This window comes from Achromobacter sp. HNDS-1, assembly GCF_040084795.1.
Classification (GTDB): domain Bacteria; phylum Pseudomonadota; class Gammaproteobacteria; order Burkholderiales; family Burkholderiaceae_B; genus Achromobacter; species Achromobacter ruhlandii.
In genome coordinates, this window is record NZ_CP157584.1 from 5,384,543 (window position 1) to 5,404,915 (window position 20,373).

18 protein-coding genes are annotated in these 20,373 nt (G+C 69.8%); 4 read left to right on the top strand and 14 right to left on the bottom strand.

Annotated features, from left to right (window positions below):
* Nucleotides 1–32: 32 nt before the first annotated feature.
* Nucleotides 33–1,280 (top strand): MFS transporter, encoded by a 1,248-nt coding sequence (locus ABFG95_RS24910; protein ID WP_049074934.1) that lies wholly within the window; start codon nt 33–35, stop codon nt 1,278–1,280.
* A 68-nt stretch (nt 1,281–1,348) separates the two neighbouring features.
* On the opposite strand, the gene pgaD is transcribed toward ABFG95_RS24910, so the two are convergent.
* The 4 genes from pgaD to pgaA are packed head-to-tail and all read right to left on the bottom strand — an operon-like array spanning nt 1,349 to nt 7,659.
* Complete coding sequence (gene pgaD, locus ABFG95_RS24915) at nt 1,349–1,795, bottom strand: poly-beta-1,6-N-acetyl-D-glucosamine biosynthesis protein PgaD (protein ID WP_049074933.1); 447 nt, start codon at nt 1,793–1,795, stop codon at nt 1,349–1,351.
* A complete protein-coding gene (gene pgaC, locus ABFG95_RS24920; protein WP_348995006.1) occupies nt 1,792–3,129 on the bottom strand; it encodes a poly-beta-1,6-N-acetyl-D-glucosamine synthase in 1,338 nt (445 codons plus the stop codon). Before pgaC ends, pgaD begins: the two co-directional genes overlap by 4 nt.
* A complete protein-coding gene (gene pgaB, locus ABFG95_RS24925) occupies nt 3,126–5,159 on the bottom strand; it encodes a poly-beta-1,6-N-acetyl-D-glucosamine N-deacetylase PgaB (RefSeq protein WP_348995007.1) in 2,034 nt (677 codons plus the stop codon). The genes pgaC and pgaB overlap by 4 nt, the downstream gene beginning before the upstream one ends.
* Nucleotides 5,160–5,166: 7 nt before the next feature.
* A complete protein-coding gene (pgaA, locus tag ABFG95_RS24930) occupies nt 5,167–7,659 on the bottom strand; it encodes a poly-beta-1,6 N-acetyl-D-glucosamine export porin PgaA (RefSeq protein ID WP_348995008.1) in 2,493 nt (830 codons plus the stop codon).
* A gap of 576 nt (nt 7,660–8,235) precedes the next feature.
* On the opposite strand from pgaA, the gene ABFG95_RS24935 reads away from it, so the two are divergent.
* Nucleotides 8,236–9,450, top strand: coding sequence for a diguanylate cyclase (locus ABFG95_RS24935; RefSeq protein ID WP_348995009.1), 1,215 nt, complete (start codon nt 8,236–8,238; stop codon nt 9,448–9,450).
* Between the two features lie 2 nt (nt 9,451–9,452).
* Here ABFG95_RS24935 and ABFG95_RS24940 read toward each other — a convergent pair whose 3' ends face one another.
* Complete coding sequence (locus ABFG95_RS24940) at nt 9,453–11,372, bottom strand: S9 family peptidase (RefSeq protein ID WP_049074925.1); 1,920 nt, start codon at nt 11,370–11,372, stop codon at nt 9,453–9,455.
* Nucleotides 11,373–11,523: 151 nt separating this feature from the next.
* On the opposite strand from ABFG95_RS24940, the gene ABFG95_RS24945 reads away from it, so the two are divergent.
* Nucleotides 11,524–11,979, top strand: a complete 456-nt coding sequence (locus ABFG95_RS24945) for a hypothetical protein (RefSeq protein WP_049074924.1) — start codon at nt 11,524–11,526, stop codon at nt 11,977–11,979.
* A gap of 59 nt (nt 11,980–12,038) precedes the next feature.
* Here the strand turns inward: ABFG95_RS24945 and ABFG95_RS24950 are convergent, their stop codons facing one another.
* On the bottom strand, nt 12,039–12,464 hold the full coding sequence (locus ABFG95_RS24950; RefSeq protein ID WP_068950671.1) for a PaaI family thioesterase: 426 nt from the start codon (nt 12,462–12,464) through the stop codon (nt 12,039–12,041).
* Between the two features lie 171 nt (nt 12,465–12,635).
* Between ABFG95_RS24950 and dinB the strand changes: the two genes are divergently transcribed.
* The gene (gene dinB, locus ABFG95_RS24955) at nt 12,636–13,718 is read left to right on the top strand and encodes a DNA polymerase IV (RefSeq protein ID WP_063582752.1); all 1,083 of its coding nucleotides are present in this window, start codon (nt 12,636–12,638) and stop codon (nt 13,716–13,718) included.
* A gap of 86 nt (nt 13,719–13,804) precedes the next feature.
* Here dinB and ABFG95_RS24960 read toward each other — a convergent pair whose 3' ends face one another.
* The 8 genes from ABFG95_RS24960 to ABFG95_RS24995 all read right to left on the bottom strand — a co-directional run bounded on the left by ABFG95_RS24960 (nt 13,805) and on the right by ABFG95_RS24995 (nt 20,339).
* Nucleotides 13,805–14,266: a GatB/YqeY domain-containing protein gene (locus ABFG95_RS24960; protein WP_049074920.1), complete on the bottom strand. Its 462-nt coding sequence runs from the start codon at nt 14,264–14,266 to the stop codon at nt 13,805–13,807.
* A gap of 177 nt (nt 14,267–14,443) precedes the next feature.
* Complete coding sequence (locus tag ABFG95_RS24965; protein ID WP_049074917.1) at nt 14,444–14,884, bottom strand: hypothetical protein; 441 nt, start codon at nt 14,882–14,884, stop codon at nt 14,444–14,446.
* Between the two features lie 34 nt (nt 14,885–14,918).
* Nucleotides 14,919–16,142 carry a beta-ketoacyl-ACP synthase gene (locus tag ABFG95_RS24970; protein ID WP_348995010.1) on the bottom strand — a complete coding sequence of 408 codons (1,224 nt, stop codon included), beginning with the start codon at nt 16,140–16,142 and terminating at the stop codon, nt 14,919–14,921.
* Entirely contained in the window at nt 16,142–16,873 is a 732-nt protein-coding gene (gene fabG / locus ABFG95_RS24975; protein ID WP_348995011.1) for a 3-oxoacyl-ACP reductase FabG, read from the bottom strand. Before fabG ends, ABFG95_RS24970 begins: the two co-directional genes overlap by 1 nt.
* A complete protein-coding gene (locus tag ABFG95_RS24980) occupies nt 16,870–17,325 on the bottom strand; it encodes a hotdog family protein (protein ID WP_049074906.1) in 456 nt (151 codons plus the stop codon). Before ABFG95_RS24980 ends, fabG begins: the two co-directional genes overlap by 4 nt.
* On the bottom strand, nt 17,322–18,524 hold the full coding sequence (locus tag ABFG95_RS24985; protein WP_348995012.1) for a beta-ketoacyl-ACP synthase: 1,203 nt from the start codon (nt 18,522–18,524) through the stop codon (nt 17,322–17,324). The genes ABFG95_RS24980 and ABFG95_RS24985 overlap by 4 nt, the downstream gene beginning before the upstream one ends.
* A complete protein-coding gene (locus ABFG95_RS24990) occupies nt 18,521–19,078 on the bottom strand; it encodes a DUF3261 domain-containing protein (RefSeq protein ID WP_053086016.1) in 558 nt (185 codons plus the stop codon). Before ABFG95_RS24990 ends, ABFG95_RS24985 begins: the two co-directional genes overlap by 4 nt.
* A gap of 7 nt (nt 19,079–19,085) precedes the next feature.
* Entirely contained in the window at nt 19,086–20,339 is a 1,254-nt protein-coding gene (locus ABFG95_RS24995) for an NAD(P)/FAD-dependent oxidoreductase (protein ID WP_100505489.1), read from the bottom strand.
* Between the last annotated feature and the right edge of the window lie 34 nt (nt 20,340–20,373).

A 20,373-nucleotide genomic window follows, 5' to 3' on the forward strand; every position in this document is an offset into this window, starting at 1 on the left:
GGGCTTTTCGTCATCCGACATCGCCTTTCGCCATGAACCCACCCCAGACCTCCGCCGCCGCGTTGCCCCCCGACGCCACGCCGCCCGCGCCGCGGCCCGCCGTTGCCGATCCCTCCACCGCGTTCGCGGTATTGGGCGCGATCAGCGTGGCGCACCTGATGAACGACATGATCCAGTCGATCCTGTTGGCCATCTATCCGATGCTGAAGGATTCGTTCAGCCTGTCGTTCGCGCAGATCGGCCTGATCACGCTGGTGTATCAGCTGGCCGCGTCGCTGCTGCAGCCGTTCATCGGCTTCTACACCGACCGCAATCCCAAGCCGTATTCGCTGCCGGTGGGCATGGGCTTCACGCTGGCGGGGCTGCTGTTGCTGTCGGTGGCGCCGTCGTTCGGCTGGCTGCTGGTGGCGGCGGTGCTGGTGGGCACGGGCTCGTCGGTGTTCCACCCCGAGTCGTCGCGGGTGGCGCGCATGGCCTCGGGCGGGCGCCACGGGCTGGCGCAGTCGCTGTTCCAGGTGGGCGGCAACGTCGGCTCGGCGCTGGGGCCGCTGCTGGCGGCGCTGTTCATCATTCCGCACGGCCAGCGCAGCGTGGCCTGGTTCTCGCTGGCGGCGCTGTTCGGCATCGTGGTGCTGACCGGCATCGGCCGCTGGTACAGCGCCAACCGCGTGCGCCTGAAGCCGCGCGCCCGGCGCGAGGGCAGCGGCCACGGCCTGACGCGCAACCAGGTGCTGGGCGCGCTGGGCGTGCTGGGCCTGCTGGTGTTCTCGAAGTACTTCTACCTGGCCAGCCTGAACAGCTATTTCACCTTCTACCTGATCGACAAGTTCGCGCTGTCGGTGCGCGAGGCGCAGCTTTACCTGTTCCTGTTCCTGGCCGCGGTGGCGGTGGGCACGGTGGTGGGCGGGCCGGTGGGCGACCGCATCGGCCGCAAGATCGTGATCTGGGTGTCGATCCTGGGCGTGGCGCCGTTCACGCTGCTGCTGCCGCACGCCAACCTGTTCTGGACCGGCGTGCTGGTGGTGATCATCGGCGTGGTGCTGGCGTCGGCGTTTTCGGCCATCGTGGTGTATGCGCAGGAACTGGTGCCGGGCAAGGTCGGCATGATCGCCGGCCTGTTCTTCGGCTTTGCCTTCGGCATGGGCGGGCTGGGCGCGGCGGCGCTGGGCAAGCTGGCCGATGCCACCAGCATCGGCTATGTGTACCAGGTGTGCGCCTATCTGCCGCTGCTGGGCGTCGTGGCGGTGCTGCTGCCGGACGTGGAGCGCAAGCGCGCCTGAAGGCGGGGTGCCTGGCGCCGCGTGACGGCCCGTGACGGCCGCCTGCGGGGTCTGGTCGCGACGCGCCCTCAGGCCGCTGGCACGGCGGCCAGGCGCGGACGGGCGGCCTCGATGGCCTGGATCTCGCCGTCGCCGCCGTGATGGATGATGGCGACGCGCGCGGCGCGCAATTGGGCAAGTTGGCGCGGCGTGACCGCGAAGCTCAGCGCCAGCCGGTGATCGTCCAGCGGCGCGATGGGCTGGCGCCGGTCCTTGCCGCCGAAGCGCAGGTGGTTGTAGGCCGCCCACAACACCAGCACCGCCGCATTCAGCAGCGCCAGCACGGCGTAGCTGCCGAGCGTCTGCAGCGTGGGCAGGAAGGTCGGCCAGAGCGGCGCCTGCGGCCCGCTGGCCGCGCCGCGCAGGATGGCGACGATGCCGGCGCCGAACAGGTAGACGAAGGCGAACCAGCCGACCGCGGTCAGCAGCAGGTCGAACAGATAGCCCGCGCGCGAGCGTTTGGTCGTGATGATCATGATGCGTCCGGTGATTTGATGCCGCGGTCGGGGCTGGTCCAGCGCGCGCGCTCGGCCTGCTTGCGCAGCATGACTTTGGGGAAACTGACCAGGGTGGTGAGCAGGCTCACCATCCAGTAGGCCAGCGGATACCAGATGACCCAGTAGAGCGCGCGCCACAGGCCCGGCTCGTAGCGGCGGTCGATCAGGATGCTGATGGCGAACTGCAGCAGGCACACCACCGCCAGCATCATGCCGGTGAAGGCGGGCGGCATCAGGCTGGCGATGTGCATGTTGTTGGGCAGCGTCACGACCTGGCTGATGAGCCACAGCAGCACCGAGACGCCGAAGGCGAAGGCCCAGGCGGTTGACAGGCAGAACTCCAGCATCAGCGGCCACAGGCGGCGGTGGCGCCAGTTCCAGATCGAGCGCAGGTTCTTCAGGAATACTTCGGCGCCGCCCTGGGCCCAGCGCAGGCGCTGCTTCCAGATGCCGCGCAGCGTCTCGGGCATCAGGATCCAGCACAGGCCGCGCGGTTCGTAGAAGATCGACCAGTGGTCGCGCTGCAGCTTCCAGCTGATGTCGATGTCTTCGGTGATCATGTCCAGGCTCCAGTAACCGACCCGGTCGAGCGCGGCGCGCCGGAAAGCGGCCACCACGCCAGAGACGGTGAAGACCTGGCCGTAGATGCGCTGGGTGCGCTTGATCAGGCCGATGATGGAGGAGAACTCGCCCACCTGGACACGGCCGATCAGGGTCGAGCGGGTGCGGATGCGCGGGTTGCCGGTGACCGCGCCCACGCGCGGGTTGTCGATCAGCGGCGCCACCAGGTAGGCGGCGGCGTCCGGATCGAGCACCGCGTCGCCGTCGATGCAGACCAGGTATTCGCTGCGCGCGGCCAGCGCGCCCATGCGCAGCGCCATGGCCTTGCCCTGGTTCTGCGCCAGGTGCACCACGCGCAGGCGCGGATGCTGTTCGGCCAGACGGTCCAGCATCGGCCCGGTGGCGTCGCTGGAGCCGTCGTTGATGGCGATGACCTCGATGTTCGGATAGCGCTGGTTGAGCGCCGCCAGCAGGGTCTCTTCGCCGTTGTTGGCCTCGTTGTAGCAGGGCACCAGGATCGACACCAGCGGATCGCCGGCCAGCGCCGGCGGCGCCGATCCGGGCCCCCACTGCCAGCGCCGTTCCCAATGCCACCAGAAGTACAGGCCGCCGGCCATCCACATGCCGGACATGAACAGCGGGTAGAAGAAGACGAAGCCCAGCAGCGCCTGGCCGGTCAGCATCATGGTGAAGCCGAACGGCGCGCCCAGCACCGCCAGCAGGATAATCAGGGCAATCAGACGGTCGATCATCGGAGGGGATACCAGGCTTCGGAGATGGCGGGCCGGATGCCTTGCAACCGGGGCTGGTCTTGCGAGAAATCGTCGGGGTAGTAGCCGAAGCTGCGCGCGCCGCGCAGTTGCAGGCGTTGCATCCAGCCGGCCAATACCGCGGTGTCGACGGGCGTGGCCTCGGGACGGCCGGGGCCGCTGCGCCAGTCGCGCGCCTGCAGCTCGAACACGGTCCGGTCGAGCGCGCCGGGGCGCCGCGCCACGGCGTCGACCAGCCTGTCGAGCCAGGCGTTTTCCTGGCCTTTGGGCACGTTCTCCATCAGCGGCATGGCCATGGGCGCGGTCCAGTCGTAGGCGCCCAGGAAGTCGTCCAGGTTCTGCGCGAACCAGGTCTCCGATTGCGGCTCCAGGATCGGCATGGCGAAGATGTTGCGGGCGGTCTTGATCTGCGGGCCGCGCACGGCGCGCACGCGGTCGGTCAGCTCGGCGGTGAAGTCCACGAGGGCGCGGCTCTTGAAGCGCGTCCAGCGTTGCAGCGTCTCCGGGTCGGCGCGCAGCTGGCCGATGTCGCCGGGCAGGCCGGCGGCGCGGTAGGCCGCCAGCGCGCCGGGGCTGGCGTCCTCGAAGTCGGACAGCACGGCGTCGTCGTGGAACAGGATGCCGTCGAAGATGGCGTGGCGCGCCAGGTCCTCGTACAGGTCGCCGATGCGGGCGCGCGCGGTGGCGTCGAACGGCGACAGGCGGCGGTACTGGTCCGGATCGGGCCGCGCCTCGGCCTGGCCGGGCTGCCAGCGCGTGACGCGCGGGATCGAGGCGTCCAGGTCGTAGGCCAGCACCGGCATCCAGGCGTACACCATGACGTTGGCGCGGTTGTGCAGCTGCCAGGCGGCGCGGTTGAACAGGTCGGCGCGCACCGGCAGCCAGCGGTTGGGGAAGTACACCGAGCGCACCAGGCCGTCGCCGGTGGGGTCGGAATACGCCTGCAGGAACACGGTGTTGATCTGCATGTCCAGGATGCGCTGCACCAGCTCGCCCAGGTTGCGGTCGGTCTGCGCCGGATCCGGGTCGTAGACGTAGTCCAGGTCCACGTGGGCCACGCGCATGAAGGGCGTGGCCTCCATGCCCACCACGCTGTTGGCGAACGGCCTGAGCGCCGGGTCGCTGGCCAGCAGCAGGCGCGGCGTGGACATCAGGCGGCCGAGGCGGCCGGGGCCGTCTTCCAGCGTCAGCGCCAGCTGGTAGCCGTTTTCCGCGGCGATGCGCAGCGTGCTGCCGCCCTCGGCGCCGTAGGGCCAGACCCAGACGCGCGGCTTTTTGCCGGTGACCTGTTCGATCTTGCGGCTGATGGCGCGCACGTCGCCGCCCATGCGGGCCTCGAATTGCGCCTCGGTCTCATAGCGGCCGGTCTTGGCGTCGTAGGCGCGGATCGCGGCGGCCGGCTCGGTGTTGCCCTGCGGGTTGGCCAGCGCGCCGTAGTGCGAGGCGTCGGTGTGGGCGGCGATCTCGACCAGCCCGGATTGCGAGATGGCGCGCACTTCGTCCCAGTTCAGGAAGCGCTGGCGCGGCTCGGGGCTGCCGCCGAAGTCGACGCGCTTGTCGGCCGGGGTGTCCATCCAGGTGCCCACCGGCGCCAGCAGCGCCGGCCAGCGGTAGGCCTTCAGGATCGGCAGCACGCGGGTGTAGAAGCTGCGGTAGCCGTCATCGAACGACAGCAGCACGGCGCGCTCGGGCAGCGGCTTGCCGCCCTGGCGCGCGGCCAGGATCTGGTCGACCGAAACGGCCTGGTAGCCGTTCTCGCGCAGCCAGGCCAGTTGGTCGACGAGGCGATCGGTGCGCACGCTGAGAAAGCCCTGGTCAGGGTCGTCGTCTTCGACGTCGTGGTACGCCAGGGCCAGGAAATTCCCGGGCGCCCAGGGTTTTTCGGCGGCCGCCACGGGCCGTTCGGATGGCGGCGTGTAGACCGGGATGTCCTTGGCGCAGGCGGTCAGCGCCAGGATGGCCAGCAGCAGCAGGGCCGCCAGCAGGAGTCGGGTGGGTAGCTTGAGCAACATGGCGGTCTCAGAAGCGGTAGGCAAGGTCGAACACGATGCGCAGTTCGCGCTCGCGCTGGCCGTCGTACGGGCGGCTGATGCCGGTGACCATCGCGCCCATGTCCAGCACGTCGTTGGCGCGGTAGCGCTGGCCATAGCCCAGGGCGATGACGCCGCCGGTGCCGTAGCCCTGCTGGGTGTAGCTGCCGGCGCCGACGGTGCCGATCTGTTCCCAGGCGGTTTCGTAGCGGCGGTACAGCGTGTGGGTCAGGCGCGCGCCGGGCAGCGCCATCAGGTCCGAGCGCGGGTTGTAGTAGGGCGCGCCGTCGCGGCTGTTGCGCTGGGTCGACAGGTCCAGCGTCAGGTCGGCCTTCAGGTGCGGCGCGGTGTAGACGCGCTCGCGCCCGTCCAGCCCCAGTTCCCAGCGCTGGTTGCCGTCGGAAAAGCGCGACGGCGACAGCGACAGGGTCCATTCGCGCCGCTCGTTGGCGCGCCAGCGCACGAAGCCGGTCAGGCGGTTGGCGGTGATGTCGTTGGTCAAGGCCCGCAGCGGGGTCTCGCGCGACAGCAGCTCGCCCGAGCCGCCCACCTGCCAGTGATCGTCGATGTCATAGGCGGCCGACAGGCGCAGGCCCGGTTTGATGCCGTGGCCGTAGCTGTGGGTCGAGACTTCGCCTTCGACCGTCAGGTCGCGGCCGCGCCATTCGACGCCGGTGCGCAGCCAGCGGTAGTTGCCGCGTCCTTCCTCGAAGTCGCCGGTGGCGTAGCCGCCGCCGCCAAAGGCGCGCCAGTTGTAGTCGATGGGCGGGGAATACAGCACCGCGTCGATGCCGAAGTCGCCATTGCCGTTGACCGGGCTGTCCGAGGCCAGGCCGCGGTAGCCGCTGATGCGCAGCTCGGCCTTGTTGTGGACTTCCCATTCGCGCGCCAGGCGGCGGCTGGTCAGGTTCTCGGGGGCGCGTTCCAGGGTGTCGGCGGACAGGGCCTCGGCCTGGCGCCATTCCTGCAGGTCCAGGGCGGTGAAGCCCTGGCCGTTTTCCACCGACAGCGCGCGCGGCGCCAGCGTTTCGGCCAGCTTCAGCTCGCGTTCGGAAGCGCGCGGCTGGTCGCGCCGCCGGTATACGGACGCCAGGTCGGCGCGCAGGGTGGAGTTGTTGGGCGCGTTGGCGACCATGCCGGCCAGCCGCTGCTCGGCGGCCACGGTGTCGTCGGCCTGCAGGCGCGCCGCGGCCACGGTCTGCTCGCTTTCCAGCTTGAGGTCGTTGGGGTTGCGGGTGGCCTGGCCCTTGTAATACAGCCAGGGCGCGTAGCCCGAGCCGATGGCGTCGGTGACGGCGCCGGTCTGGTCGAATTGCTCGGCCTCGGCCAGCGCGTAGTACAGGCCAGTTTCGGTGCTGAGGCGGTCCTGCGCGTCATCATTGCGGAAGGCGTCATCCGCCCCGACCTGGCGATAGAGGTCGCGCGCCTTTTCGGGCTGGCGCAGGTAGAGGTAGGCCGAGGCCACGTCGTTGAGTGCGTAGCGCGGCACGGCCACGCCTTCGGCCCGCAGCGCTTCGTACTCCCGTACCACGTCGGTCATGCGCGCCCGCGCGTGCAGCGCGTGCAGGCGGTCGATGCGGGCGCGCCGCGCGTCGTCGCGGGCCGCATCCCCCAGGGCCTGCCAGGCGGGGATCAGTTCGTCGTAGCGCGCCAGCGCGCGGTCGGCGATGACAAAGCGCTCGGCCTCGCCGCGCGTGGGCATGGACGCCAGGCGCACCTGCTGGGCCAGGGCGTCGCCTTCCAGGCGCCGCAGTTGCCTGGCGTCGAACAGGTCCGGGTGCTGCCGCGCCAGTTCCAGCGCGGGCTGCGCCAGGCGGGCGCGGCCTAGCGCGTCAATGTATTCGCGCAGCACGTAGGGCGTGCCCGGCGCGATGGCGAGCGCCTTGTCGGCCTGGTGCAGCGCCTCGTAGGGCTGGCCCAGGCGCGCGTGGACATAGCCGAGGGCCAGGCGCGCGTCGACGTTGCGCGGCGCGCGCGCCACCCAGTCCTGGCCGGCGCGCCGGGCGGCTTCGGTCTGGCCGGCGTCGGCAAGCGTCATGATTTCGCCGGCCGCGAACGCGGATTGGCCCGGATGGCGGCGCAGGCCGGCGCGATACGCCGCCAGCGCTTCGGGCCAGCGGCGCAGGTCGCGGTAGGCGCGCGCCACGGCCAGCTGGATGTCGGCGGGCGGGGCGCTGGCCGCCGGCAGGGTTTCGTACGCGGCCGCGGCTTCGGCGGGCCGGCCGGCCCAGCCGGCGATGACGATGTGGTCGTACACCGCCTGGCGGCCGGCCGCCGGCCCTTGCTGGCGCAGCATGGCCAGGGCCGGTTCGTAGTCGCCGGCGCGGGCGCGGGCGATCAGCGCGTCGTAGTCGGCGCCCGGGGCGGCCAGCGCCAGCGCCGGGGCAAGCAGGGCGCAGGCCGTCAGTGCCTGCAGTCTGGCGCCAGCTGCCCGCCGTCGCGGGGCTCCCGAGAAGGCGTGCGTCAGAGGGCGCTGCGCCATGCCCCTGGAGGGCGTTTTTCTTTTCAGCATCTGTAAGAACTTCCGCAGTTGCAACGAGGGCGCTCATGGCTCCGCCGGCCGGACGCGCGGGCGTCGCGTTGCCGAAGGCGCTGCGCGGGCGTGTGAACGCGCCGGCGGCGAAGGGGAGAGCGTTGGGTAGTGACTGCGCGGCGCCCGCTGCGGGGACCTTCGCACTCGCACGAGGGAGTGCATGGCTAGTACGCGCCACGCCCGTGGGGCGTGGTTGCGGCGCTTCTGGCGGCGCCGGCAACAGGCCGAACTTTATGGGTTTTTGGCGCATCCAACTGTCAATTAGTGCAAAGGAAGGGTTATGCGCCCGGGGCTTGGCGTATTCTTTGTTGCATATCGCACAACCGTCGTGGCGATATGGCCGGTATTGGGGATGCCCCGGTTCGGAACGTTTTGCGCGCGACGGAAATGGCCGGCGAGTCCGCCATGCAGGTAACAAAAAACGTCAAAAGTGCAGGTCTGTAACGTGTCCCCGACTCTGCATCCGGTGCAACAGATGTTCCACGCGACGGCGACGGCCCCACGAGGGCGCGAGCCGGCAACAACATGACGACTTCATTATTCTTTCTGGTGTGGGGCCTGGCGACGGCCCTGGCGCTGCCCTTGCTGCTGCCGTTTCACACGCGCGGCGGCGTGCCGGGCATCCAGGCGTTCACCGCGGCCAACGCGCTGGCGGTGTTGTCGCTGCTGGCCTATGCCTCGTCCGAGATCATGCCGCCGGGCGCCTATGTGATGGTGTCCAACGCTGCCTGGCTGGCCGCCGTGAGCGCGGTGTACGTGGGCGTGCGGCAGTTCTTCGGCCTGCGGCCGCACGCCGTGCGCGCGGCCGCGTTGACCGTGATCGGCATTGCGGCCATGGCGCTGATGCTGTACGGCGTTGACAACCTGGTCGGCCGCATGACGCTGTTCTCCGCCTACACGGCCGTGCTGATGGCGGCCACCGCCGCCGTGGCGTATCGCGAGCGCAAGCGCATTCAGACGCCGGGGGTAATGCTCTATGTGCTGCTGTCGCTGTTCAGCCTGATCGCGCTGCACCTGTTACGGGTCGGGGTCTACGGCGGCGGCTGGGTGCAGACTTCGTCGTTGCTGGACCCGGCGCCATGGGGCCTGTTCTTCATCGTCTGTGGCTCGGTGACGGTGCCGGCCCTGTTCCTGGCGCTGCTGCTGTTGATCCAGACATCCCTGTCCGAACAGATGCAGGCCGCGCTGACCTTCGACAGCCTGACAGGCGCCCATTCGCGCCGCAGCATCCTGGACGAGCTGGAGCACGAACTGCGACGCTGCGCGCGTAGCCAGGGCCGGCTGGCGGTGCTGGTGCTGGACATCGACCATTTCAAGTCGATCAACGACCGACACGGCCACGCCACCGGCGACATGGCGCTGCGCCACTTCGCGCAGGTGGTGCCCAAGGCCGTGCGCGCCAGCGACCGCTTTGGCCGCCTGGGCGGGGAGGAGTTCGTGCTGCTGATGTACGACTGTGACGCCGCCCGCGCGCTGGTGCAGGCGCAACGGGTATGCGATGCCCTGCGCGATTCGCCGATGTATCTGCAGGGACAGGAATTGCGCATGACCGCCAGCGGCGGCGTGGCCACTTTCCAGCCGGGCGATACCGCCGATGGCATCCTGGCCCGCGCCGACCTGGCCTTGTACAAGGCCAAGGAGCTGGGACGAGACCGCGTTGAAATGGCCTGGAGCGGACGCGCGCCGGGCCGCCCGCAGGCGGCCCGGGAGGAGGCGGCCGACCTGGCGGCCGGGGCCTGAGCCTACGGCTTGAGGTGTTCGACGAAGAACTTCTCCATGGCCGCGTAGAACTCGAATTTGTTTTCGTCGTTGTGGAAGCCGTGGCCTTCGTTGTCCTTGACCATGTATTCCACTTCGACGCCGCGCGCCTTGAGCGCCTTGACCATCTGGTCGCTCTCGTCCTTGTTCACGCGCGGGTCCTTGGCGCCCTGGGCGATGAACAGCGGCGTCTTGATGCGGTCGGCGTGCAGCGCCGGCGAGGTGGCGGCCAGGCGGTCCTTGTCGCGCACCGGGTCGCCGACCATGTCCTGCATCTTGTCCAGCATCGGCTTCCAGTAGGGCGGAATCGACTTCATGAACGTGAACAGGTTGGACACGCCGACGTAGTCGACGGCGGCGGCGTACAGGTCGGGCGTGAAGGTCACGCCGGCCAGCGTGGCATAGCCGCCGTAGCTGGCGCCGTAGATGCCGATGCGCTTGGGATCGGCGATGCCCTGCTTGACCAGCCATTGGACGCCATCGGTGATGTCGTCCTGCATCTTCAGGCCCCATTCGCCGAAGCTGGCTTCCCAGAAGGCGCGGCCGTAGCCGGTGGAGCCGCGGAAGTTCATCTGCAGCACGCAGAAGCCGCGGTTGGCCAGGAACTGCACTTCGGGGTTGTAGCCCCAGCCGTCGCGCGCCCACGGGCCGCCGTGCGGGTTGACGATGCACGCCAGGTTCTTGGGGTCGCGCCCGGCCGGCAGCGTCAGGTAGCCATGGATGGTGAGACCGTCGCGGCTCTGGTAGCTGATGGGCTGCACCCGCGACATGTCGGCCTCGGGGATGGCCGGGTTGATGTCGGCCAGCTTGCTGAGGGTGTCGGCGCGGGCGTCGTAGATGTAGCGCGAACCGGGCGTGCGGTCGTTGTAGGCGGCGACGATGAACTTGTCCTCATCGCGGTTGCCGCCCTGGATCGCGAACTGGTAGCCCTCGAGCTGGGCTGACAGCTTCTTGAACAGGGTTTCGGTCTCGGCGTCGAAGAACTTGTATTGCGGCTTGTCGGTCTGGTACGAGGCGACCGTCAGCACGCGGCGCTTGCGCGAGAAACCGGCCGCGTCCAGGTCGACCGTGTCCGGGGTGAAGATCTCGTCTTCCTTGTCGGGGCTGGCCGGGTCGATCACCACCAGCGCGAGCTTGTCGCGGCCGCGATTGGACAGGGCGTAGAACTTCTTGTCGTCGAAGGTGAAGAAGGCCGGGCTGACGCTGGTGCGATAGTCGGTGGTGAACAGCGGGCGAAACTCCGAGGCTTCGTTGTCGCGGTAGAGCAGGGTGGTGTTCAGGCCGTCGCTGGTGACGGCGGCGCGCACCTTGCCGGCGTGGTCGGTCTGCCAGCCGACGATGTTGCCGGGGTTCTGCGCCACCAGCACGCCGGCGCCGGTGTGCACGTTGACGCGGTAGACGTCGAACACCTGCGGATCGCGCTGGTTGTGGCTGATGAGGATGTGGTCGGGGTCGTCTTCGAGGTCGTCCTCGATGCTGGCGCGCACGCCGTCGTAGGGGGTCAGGTCGGTGACCTTGCCGGTCTTGGCGTCCACCGCCAGGACGTGGAAGTTCTCGTCGCCGCCGAAGTCCTTCTGGTACAGCACCACGTCGGGGCCCTTCCAGAAGAAATTGCTGATGTCGCGGGCCGATTCGCTGGTCAGCTTGCGCGGTTCGCCCACCGGCTTGCTGCCGTCCAGGGCCTGGACGTAGATGTTCATGCGCGGCGGCTTGCCGTCGACGCTGGTGGGCTGCATGAAACCCAGGGTTTTGCCGTCGTCGGCCAGGCGGAAGAAGCCGCGTTCCGGATTGCGGAAAAAGTCTTTCAGGGGGTAGGCCCGGGGCGGCTGCGCGGCGGCGCTGGCGCCCAGGGAGGCGCCGACGATACCGGCGGCCAGAATTGTGTGTTTCATGAATGAGAGCAAGGCATACCTCCGACGATTCCACCCGGCCGCGGGCGCCGCCGGACTCCTGATCGATAATGCCATAGCCTCGGGCGGGGTGTCGAACCGTCCCGGCCACTTATGCCGGTGGCCGGTTTGCGGGATAATCGCGGCTATCAATCTGGAGAAACACATGGTTCGGAATCTGGTCGCGGCATCGGCGCTGGCCTTGGGCCTGGCGGGCTGCTCGCTGGGCATTTCGCAGGACAGCGCGTCGCCGCACAGCGAATTCAAGGCGCCCGTGGCTTTCAAGGATGCCTATGCCACCACGCTGCGCCAGGCCAACGCCTGCCTGCGCAGCACCGACAACGCCTACCGCGTGGTGTCGAACCTGGACGAAAGCGCCCAGACCGCCGTGGTGCGGGTGCTGGCGCCGTACAGCGACAACGAAATGACCCGCGTCGACCTGAAGGCGGCCGGCCCCAAGACCACCGACACCCGCATCGTGATGTGGGGCAAGGGCACCTGGGACGCGGCGGCGCTGCGCGCCATGCAGGATGCGATCGTCTACGGCATGAGTTCATGCGCCAGCTACATGCCGCTGGATCCCCGGCCGCCGGTCAAGCCGTCGCGGGATCTGCAGAAGTAACGCGGCAATCCGGCCGCGGGGGATTGTGCCGGCGGAACGCCGGCCCGTCGCGGCGCCTTTCAGTCGCCGCCTGGGCGGCGGCGGATGATTTTGAAAGTGGCGGTTGCACGGGCCACCAGTTCGCCGTCGGCGCGGCGGATGTCGCCTTCACAGAAGGCGATTGACGTGCCGCGGCGCAGGCAGCGCGCCTCGATCACCAGGTTGCCGGTGGCGGGCGACAGAAAGGTGGTGTTCATGTCGATGGTGGCCATGCCTTCGGTGGCCTCGGCCGACCCGCGCGCCGCGGCGCTCAGGGTGAAGTCCAGCACGCTCATCAGGGTGCCGCCGTGCACGTCGCCGCGGCTGTTGGTCAGGTCCTGGCGCCAGGGCAGCGAGGTGCGGGCATAGGCTGGCCCGATCTGTTCGGGCACCAGGCCCAGGAAACTCATGAAGGGAATCGCCAGGCCGAAATACTCGCCCGGAGCGGGGGTTGCGGTTGCAGTCATGGAAGAGGGTAAGCGGGGAACGGGAAAGACGGAATTTGCCGGTCATAATATCCACTTTTACGCCGCGCGCCCGTCCTGCTCCGCGAGACGAGGCGTTTTTTCCGGTGACCGTACTTTTCGCGTCCGCTTGCGCGCCTTGCCGCGTCAGGCGGGCCCCGTTTTGCCACCGCCATGAGCGACGCCAGCCGCAAGATCGTACATATCGACATGGATGCCTTCTATGCATCCGTGGAACAGCGCGACAACCCCGAACTGCGCGGCCAGCCGGTGGTGGTGGCGTGGACCGGGCCGCGCTCGGTGGTGTGCGCGGCGTCGTACGAGGCGCGCCGCTTCGGCGTGCATTCGGCCATGTCGGCGGTGCGCGCGCAGCGGCTCTGTCCGCAGGCGGTCTACGTGCCGCCCGACTTCAACCGCTACCGCGAGGTCTCGCGCCAGATCCGCCAGATCTTCGCCCGCCACACCGACCTGATCGAGCCGCTGTCGCTGGATGAGGCCTACCTGGACGTCACCGTCAACAAACTGGGATTGCCGTCGGCCACCGAAGTGGCGCAGGTGATTCGCCAGCAGATCCGCGCCGAGACCGGCCTGACCGCGTCCGCCGGGGTGGCGCCCAACAAGTTCCTGGCCAAGATCGCGTCCGACTGGAACAAGCCGGACGGCCAGTTCGTGATCCGTCCGTCCAAGGTGTTGGAGTTCCTGCAGCCGCTGCCGGTGCGCAAGGTGCCGGGCGTGGGCAAGGTCACGCAGGCGCGCCTGGAACAGCTGGGCATCCAGACCGTGGGCGACCTGGCCACCCATGGCGTGCAGGAACTGGAGCACTACTTCGGCCGCTACGGCCGCCGCCTGTATGAGCTGGCGCGCGGCATCGACGAGCGCGAGGTGCAGACCGACCAGCCCTTGCAGCAGGTGTCGGCGGAAACCACTTTTTCGGAGGACGTGCGGCTGGAGGCCATCGGCGAGGCCATCGATCGCATGGCCGGCAAGGTCTGGGACCAGGCGCTGAAAAAGGGCGCGCTGGGGCGCACGGTGGTGCTCAAGCTCAAGACCGACCGCTTCCGCATCCTGACGCGCAGCCAGACCAGCCCGCATCCGCCGGCCTCGGCGGCCGAGCTGGCGACGGTGGCCCGGCTGCTGTGCGAGCGGGTCGACCTGCCGGCGCAGACGCTGTACCGGCTGGCGGGCGTGGGCATGAGCAACTTTGCCGATCCGCAGGAGCAATCGCGCCAGCCGGATCTGTTTGGCGGGGCGTTCTGAATCCCGGAGCCTAGCGTCCCGGCGGCTATCGTCCGGCGCGAGGGGCGAGTCGCTGTCCGGCGCGTTGCGCGCCGGACGATGCGGCTTCAGGCGAGCCGGGCCTTGACCTGCTGCGACAGCGCGGTCATGTCGGCGCGGCCGGCCAGCGACTGCTTGAGCAGGGCCATGACCTTGCCCATGGCGGGGGCGCCGGTGACGCCCTGGGCGGCGACTTCTGCCAGCGCGGCGTCGATGGCGGCGGCCACTTCCTCGGGCGTGGCTGCTTGCGGCAGGAATTCCTGCAGCACGACCAGTTCGGCCTTTTCCTGCTCGGCGGTCTCGGTGCGCCCGGCCTGTTCGAACGCGGCGATGGATTCGCGGCGTTGCTTGACCTGCTTTTCGATGATGGCGGTGATTTCGGCGTCGGTCAGGTCGCGGCGTTCGTCCACTTCCTTCTGCTTCACCGCGGCCAGCAGGAAGCGCAGGGTGGCGAGACGCTCGGTGGCCTTGGCGCGCATGGCGTCCTTGACGGCGTCGGAGAGGCGGGTCTTGAGCGTAGCGGTGCTCATGGTTGAACCTTTGTGGTGTTGCATCGAAGGGGCAGTGTAACCGTGGGACGGCCAACCGGGGACGGCCAACCGGGGACGGCCAACCAGGGACGGCCAACCAGGGACGGCCAACCATAGGCTGCCCCCTGGAGACTGCCAGCGGCTGCCGGCCCGTCGTGGACCAACCCGGTGGCCGCCTTACTTGACCTGGGCCAGGTCGCCGCGCAGGGCGACGCCGGCCACCATGGCGCCGGCATGGCATTCGTAGTCGGTCTTGCTGCTGTATTCGTTCTTGCGGTAGTAGCTGACGATGTTGGTGACGGCGTTGGCGCCGGCCTTCTTGGCGGCCTCGTGCAGGGCGATCACGGCCGATTGCGCCACCCACAGGCAGGCCTCGGCGTCTTTCTTGGCGAAGGCGTTGGTCTTGCGGTTGGTGACCACGCCGGCCTCCAGCACCTTGCCCTTGGGGCCGGTGCCCGCCAGGTAGAACTTGACGCTGCCGTCGATCTTGCCGGCGGCCTGGGCGGCCTCGATGGCCGGCTGCAGCGGCAGGAAGACGGTGCGGTCCGCGGCCAGCGCCGGGGCCGAGCAGGCGATCGACAAGGCCAGGGCGCCAAACAGCTTATGGGAGACGTTCATGGGATGCGTTCCAGGTGAGGGGTTGATAATGACTTCACGGCCAGCGGCGGAACACCAGCGAGGTGTTGATGCCGCCGAAGGCGAAGTTGTTGTTCATGACGTATTCGTGGCTCATGCGGCGGCCTTCGCGCAGGTAGTCCAGGTCGCCGCAGCGCGGATCGACGTTCCGCAGGTTGAGCGTGGGGGCATACCAGTCGCCGCGCAGCATCTCGATGCTGAACCAGGACTCCAGCACGCCGCAGGCGCCCAGGGTGTGGCCCAGGTAGCTCTTTTGCGAGCTGATCGGCATGCGGTCGCCGAACAGGCTGTGGGTGGCCTGGGTCTCGGCGATGTCGCCTTGTTCCGTGGCGGTGCCGTGGCCGTTGACGTAGCCGATGGCCTCGGGCGGCAGGCCGGCGTCGGCCAGCGCCATTTCCATGGCGATGCGCATGGTGGCGGCCTCGGGGCGGGTGATGTGGGTGCCGTCCGAATTGCTGCCGAAGCCGACGATCTCCGCATGGATGCGGGCGCCGCGCGCCTGCGCGTGTTCCAGCGATTCCAGCACCAGCATGCCGCCGCCTTCGCCGATGACCAGGCCGTCGCGGTCGCGGTCGTAGGGGCGCGGCGTCAGTTCCGGCGTGTCGTTCTTCTGGCTGGTGGCATACAGGGCGTCGAACACCAGCGCTTCGCTCGGGCACAGTTCCTCGGCGCCGCCGGCCAGCATCAGGGCCTGGCGGCCGTAGCGGATGGCCTCGTAGGCGTAGCCGATGCCCTGACTGCCCGAAGTGCAGGCGCTGGAGGTGGGGATGATGCGGCCCTTCAGTTCGAAGAAGATGCCGACGTTGGCCGCGGTGGTGTGCGGCATCATGCGCACGTATGAATTGGCGTTGAGGTCGTCGGTGACGCCGTTGAGCAGCATGTTGCCGAAGGCGCGGATCTCGGCGGTGCTGCCCACCGACGAACCGCAGGCCACGCCCATGCGGCCATCGCGGATGCTCGGGTCGCCCAGCAGGCCGGCGTCGTCCAGCGCCAGTTCGGCGGCGCGCACGCTCAGTTGCGAGACGCGGCCCATGCTGCGCAACTGCTTGCGGGTCCAGTGCGCGGGCGCGCGGAAATCCTCGATCGGGCCGGCCAGGCGCGTGTTCAGCTCCTGGTAGCGCGCCCAGTCGGGCATGACGCGGATGGCGCTGCGGCCGTCGGCGAAGGCCTGGCCGATGGTGGCCCAGTCGGAACCGAGCGCGCTGATGCCGGCCATGCCGGTAATGACGACGCGTTGCATCAGCACAGCCCTCCGTTGACCGCGATGACCTGGCGCGTGATGTAGGCGGCGCCGGGCGACATCAGGAAGGCGACCGTGGCCGCCACTTCCTCGGGCCGGCCCATGCGCTGGGCCGGGATGGCCTTGAGGATTTCCTCGACCGGCACGTGCTCGTCGATCATGTCGGTGTCGATCAGGCCGGGCGCCACGCAGTTGACGGTGATCTGGCGCTTGGCCAGTTCCACCGCCAGGGCCTTGGCGGCGCCGATCAGGCCGGCCTTGGAGGCGCTGTAGTTGACCTGGCCGCGATTGCCGACCAGCCCCGAGACCGAGGCCATGCAGACCACCCGGCCGGGCGCGCGGCGCCGGATCATGGGCATCGCCAGCGGGCTGAGCACGTTGTAGAAGCCGTCCAGGTTGGTGCGCAGCACCTGGTCCCAGTCGTCGCCGGTCAGGGCGGGAAAGGCGCCGTCGCGGGTCAGGCCGGCGTTGAGCACGACGCCGTAATAGGCGCCGTGCGCGTCGACGTCGGCCTGCAGCACGGCGGCGCATTGCGCGCGGTCGGCCACGTCGAATTGCAGCACGCGCGCCTGGCGGCCGCGGGCGGCGACTTCGGCCTGCACGGTTTCTGCCTGGGCGCGCTGCTGGCGGCAGTGCAGCACCAGGTCATGGCCGGCGTCGGCCAGGGCCAGCGCGATGGCGCGGCCGATGCCGCGGCTGGAGCCGGTGACGAGAATGGGAGCGGCGCTCATTGGGGCGAATCTTCCTGGATGAAAACGTTGGGGTCCTTGGGTTGATAGACGTTGAGCCGGGCGCTCGCCAGTTGGCGTTCGCCGTCGCGCAGTTCGCATTCGAATACGCTCATGCCGCTGTCGTCGATGAACCCGCGTTGCACGTGGACGGAGAGGACGGCGCCGGCCGGCAGCGCGTCGACCTGGCAGTCGTAGCGGCGCGTGCCCAGCAGGAAGCCGAGCTTGACCTCGGCGCCGGCCAGGCGCGCCTGGCAGCCGGCCCAGGCGCCGACGGCCTGGGCCATCAGTTCCAGGCCGAGCCAGGGCGGCAGCGCGCCGTCGGGCAGGGAGTAGGGGCCGGGGCGCACCACGGCGCGCGCCGTCAGGCTGTCGGCGTCGTGCGCCAGCACCTCGTCGATCAGAATCATGTCGCCGGCGTGCGGCAGCAGGCTGGCGATGGGCCATGGGCTCATGCGGCACCCCCCAGGATCAGGCTGGCGTTGTTGCCGCCGAAGGCAAAGGAATTGCTCATGGCGATGCGGCGGCGGCCCGCGGCGTAGCGGTGCGCCGGGGTACTGAAGTCCAGCGCCGGCAAGGCCGGATCGGGCTGGCCGTCCCAGACGTGCGGCAACAGCCGGCCGTCGGCGTTGGCGGGCGCCAGGGTGATCCAGGCGAGCGCCGCTTCCAGCGCGCCGGCCGCGCCCAGCGCGTGGCCGGTCAGCGGCTTGGTCGACGCGCACGGCACGCCCTGCGGGAACAGGGTGTGCACGGCCAGGCTTTCCATGGCGTCGTTGTGCGTAGTGCCGGTGCCGTGCAGGTTGATCCAGCCGATGTCGGCGGGTTCGAGCCGGGCGCCGTCCAAGGCGGCGCGCATGGCCTGCAGGGCGCCGGCGCCGCTCGGCTCGGGGGCCGACATGTGCCAGGCGTCGGAACTGGCGCCGCCGCCCAGCAGGGCCACGCCGGCCGCGTCGGCGGGTTCGCGCTGCATCAGGAACAGCACGCCGGCCTCGCCGATGTTGATGCCGCGGCGGTTGGCCGAGAACGGCAGGCACAGGGCCTCGTCCACCGCTTCCAGGGTGGCGAAGCCGTTGATGGTCAGTCGGCACAGCGTATCGGCGCCGCCGCAGACCACCGCGTCGCACAGTCCCAGCGCCAACAGGCGGCGCGCGGACAGCAGCGCGCGGGCGCTGGAGGTGCAGGCGGTGGACAGGGTGTAGGCCGGGCCGGCGGCGCCCAGCCACTCGGCCAGGAACCCGGCCGGCGACGACAGCGCCTGGCGGCGGTAGTCGTAGTCGGCGGGCCAGGCGCCGCTGGCGGCCAGGGCGCGGAACGCCGGCGCGTTGTCGTTCACGCCCGAGGTGCTGGTGCCTAGCACCACCGCCACGCGGTGGGCGCCGTGGCGGGCGATGGCGCCGCGCAGCTGGGGCTCGATCTGGGCGGCGGCGGCCAGCAGCAGCTGGTTGTTGCGGCTGTGATGATGCGCGGGGAAGGTCTCGGGGATGGCCGGCAGCGGCGCGGCGACGGCGCCGAGCGTGAGCGCGCGGTCCGCCACCCAGCCGGCCAGCGGGCGCATGCCCGCGGTGTCGCCAGCAAAGGCGGCATGGGCCACGGCATCGATGCCGGCGCCGAGCGCGCAGACCACGCCCGGGGGGCTCAGCCAGGTGGCGGTCATGGTTGCTCCTTCAATGGCGCGACGCGCCACACCGTGCCGGCGGCGTCGCGGATTTCAAGCGCGCCGTCCGGCGCGTCCGCCGGCCAGCGCACGGTCCAGCGCGGCAGGCCCCGTTGCAGCAACTCGCGCTGCGCCGAGCCGTCGGCGGCGCGGGTAGCGCGCCAGGCGCCGGCGCCATAGGCCGCGTCCAGCTCGGCCTGCGGGGTCCAGGCGAACAGCAGCGCGGCGAACAGGTCCCGCGCCTGGCCGTTGGGCCGCAGGAAGCCGTCGTTGCGCCAACGGCCATCTTCCAGCATCTGACGGGCCTGCGGCACGCCCATCGGGTCGAACAGCGACCAGCGCATGGCGGACGCTTCGCGCTGCACCACTAGCAGCGTGTCCTGCGTCGGCAGGCCAGGGCTGGACTGGATCACGTGCAGCTGGCGCGGCAGCGCGAAGCCGGCCGGCCGCGCCGGCACCGGCGGGGCGCTGGCGCATCCGGCCAGCACGGCCAGCGCCAGCGCGGCGCAGGCGGCGCGCAGGGCGGGCGGGAGCGAGGGCAGGACGGGCATCATGAGCGGCTCATCGGGCCGGTTGCGCCTGGGCGGCTGGCGCGCGGCACAGTTCGCCCAGCATGCGCAGGCGGCGCTGCGGGCTGGCCACGAAGGGGTTGTCGGTGTCCCAGGCGTAGCCGGCCAGGATCGAACTGATCATGCGGCGGATCTCCGGCTGGGCGTTCTGGTAGAAAACCACATCCTGGAATTCGCCGCTATACCAGCCCTGCACATAGGCGCGGAAGGTTTCCACGCCGACCATCAGCGGGTCGGCGAAATCGCGTTGCCAGTCGACCGCTTCGCCGCCCAGCTGCCGGTGCAGGGCATCGGCGGCCAGCTTGGACGAGCGCAGCGCGATGGTGACGCCGGACGAGAACACCGGGTCCAGGAATTCGGCGGCGTTGCCGAGCAGCGCGTAGCCCGGCCCGTGCAGCCGCGTGACGCTGGCGGAGTAGCCGCCGATGGTGTTGGCCGGCGTGTCCCAGACGGCGTTGCGCAGCACCCGCTTGAGGTTGGGAGCGGCGTCGGCCATGGCGCGCAGGGTGGTCATCAGGTCTTCGTCGGCGCCGCCGAACAGGTCCTGGCCGCCGACCACGCCGAACGAGCTGCGGCCATTGGAGAACGGAATCAGCCAGTACCAGATGCCGCTCTGCTCGGGGTGCACGCTGATCAGGATCTTGTCGCGGTCGAAGCCGGCATCGTCGATGCGGTCCTCGATGTGGGTGAAGATGGCCTTGCGCGGCGGCATCGACGACGGCCGTTCCAGGTCGAGCAGGCGCGCCAGCACGCGGCCATAGCCGCTGGCGTCCAGCACGAACCTGCCGCGCACCTGGTAGGGCTGGCCCTGCGGGCCGCGCACCGTGAGCAAGGGGCCGTCCGCGCCGGTGAAATCGGCGGCGATGACTTCCTGCTGGTAGCGCACCTCCACCCCCTGACGCGCGGCGTCGTCGGCCAGCACCTTGTCGAAGCGGGCGCGCTGCACCTGGAAGGTGCTGCCGGGGCCGGGGCTGAACTTGTCGCGGAAGTCGAAGTAGGTGTATTGGTCGCCGCGCGCGAAGGCGGCGCCGTTCTTGGTCTGGAAGCCGGCGGCCCGCACCGCCGGCATCATGCCGGCCTCTTCGATGAATTCCAGGCAATGGGCCAGCAGGCTTTCGCCGATCGAGAAGCGCGGGAACTGCTGCCGTTCCAGCACCAGCACATCGTGCCCCTGGCGCTTGAGCAGCGCGGCGGCGACGGCTCCGGCCGGGCCCGCTCCGATGACGACGACTTCCCGATGTTCCATGCTGGATGCTTCCTCGTATTGATCAATGGCAAGA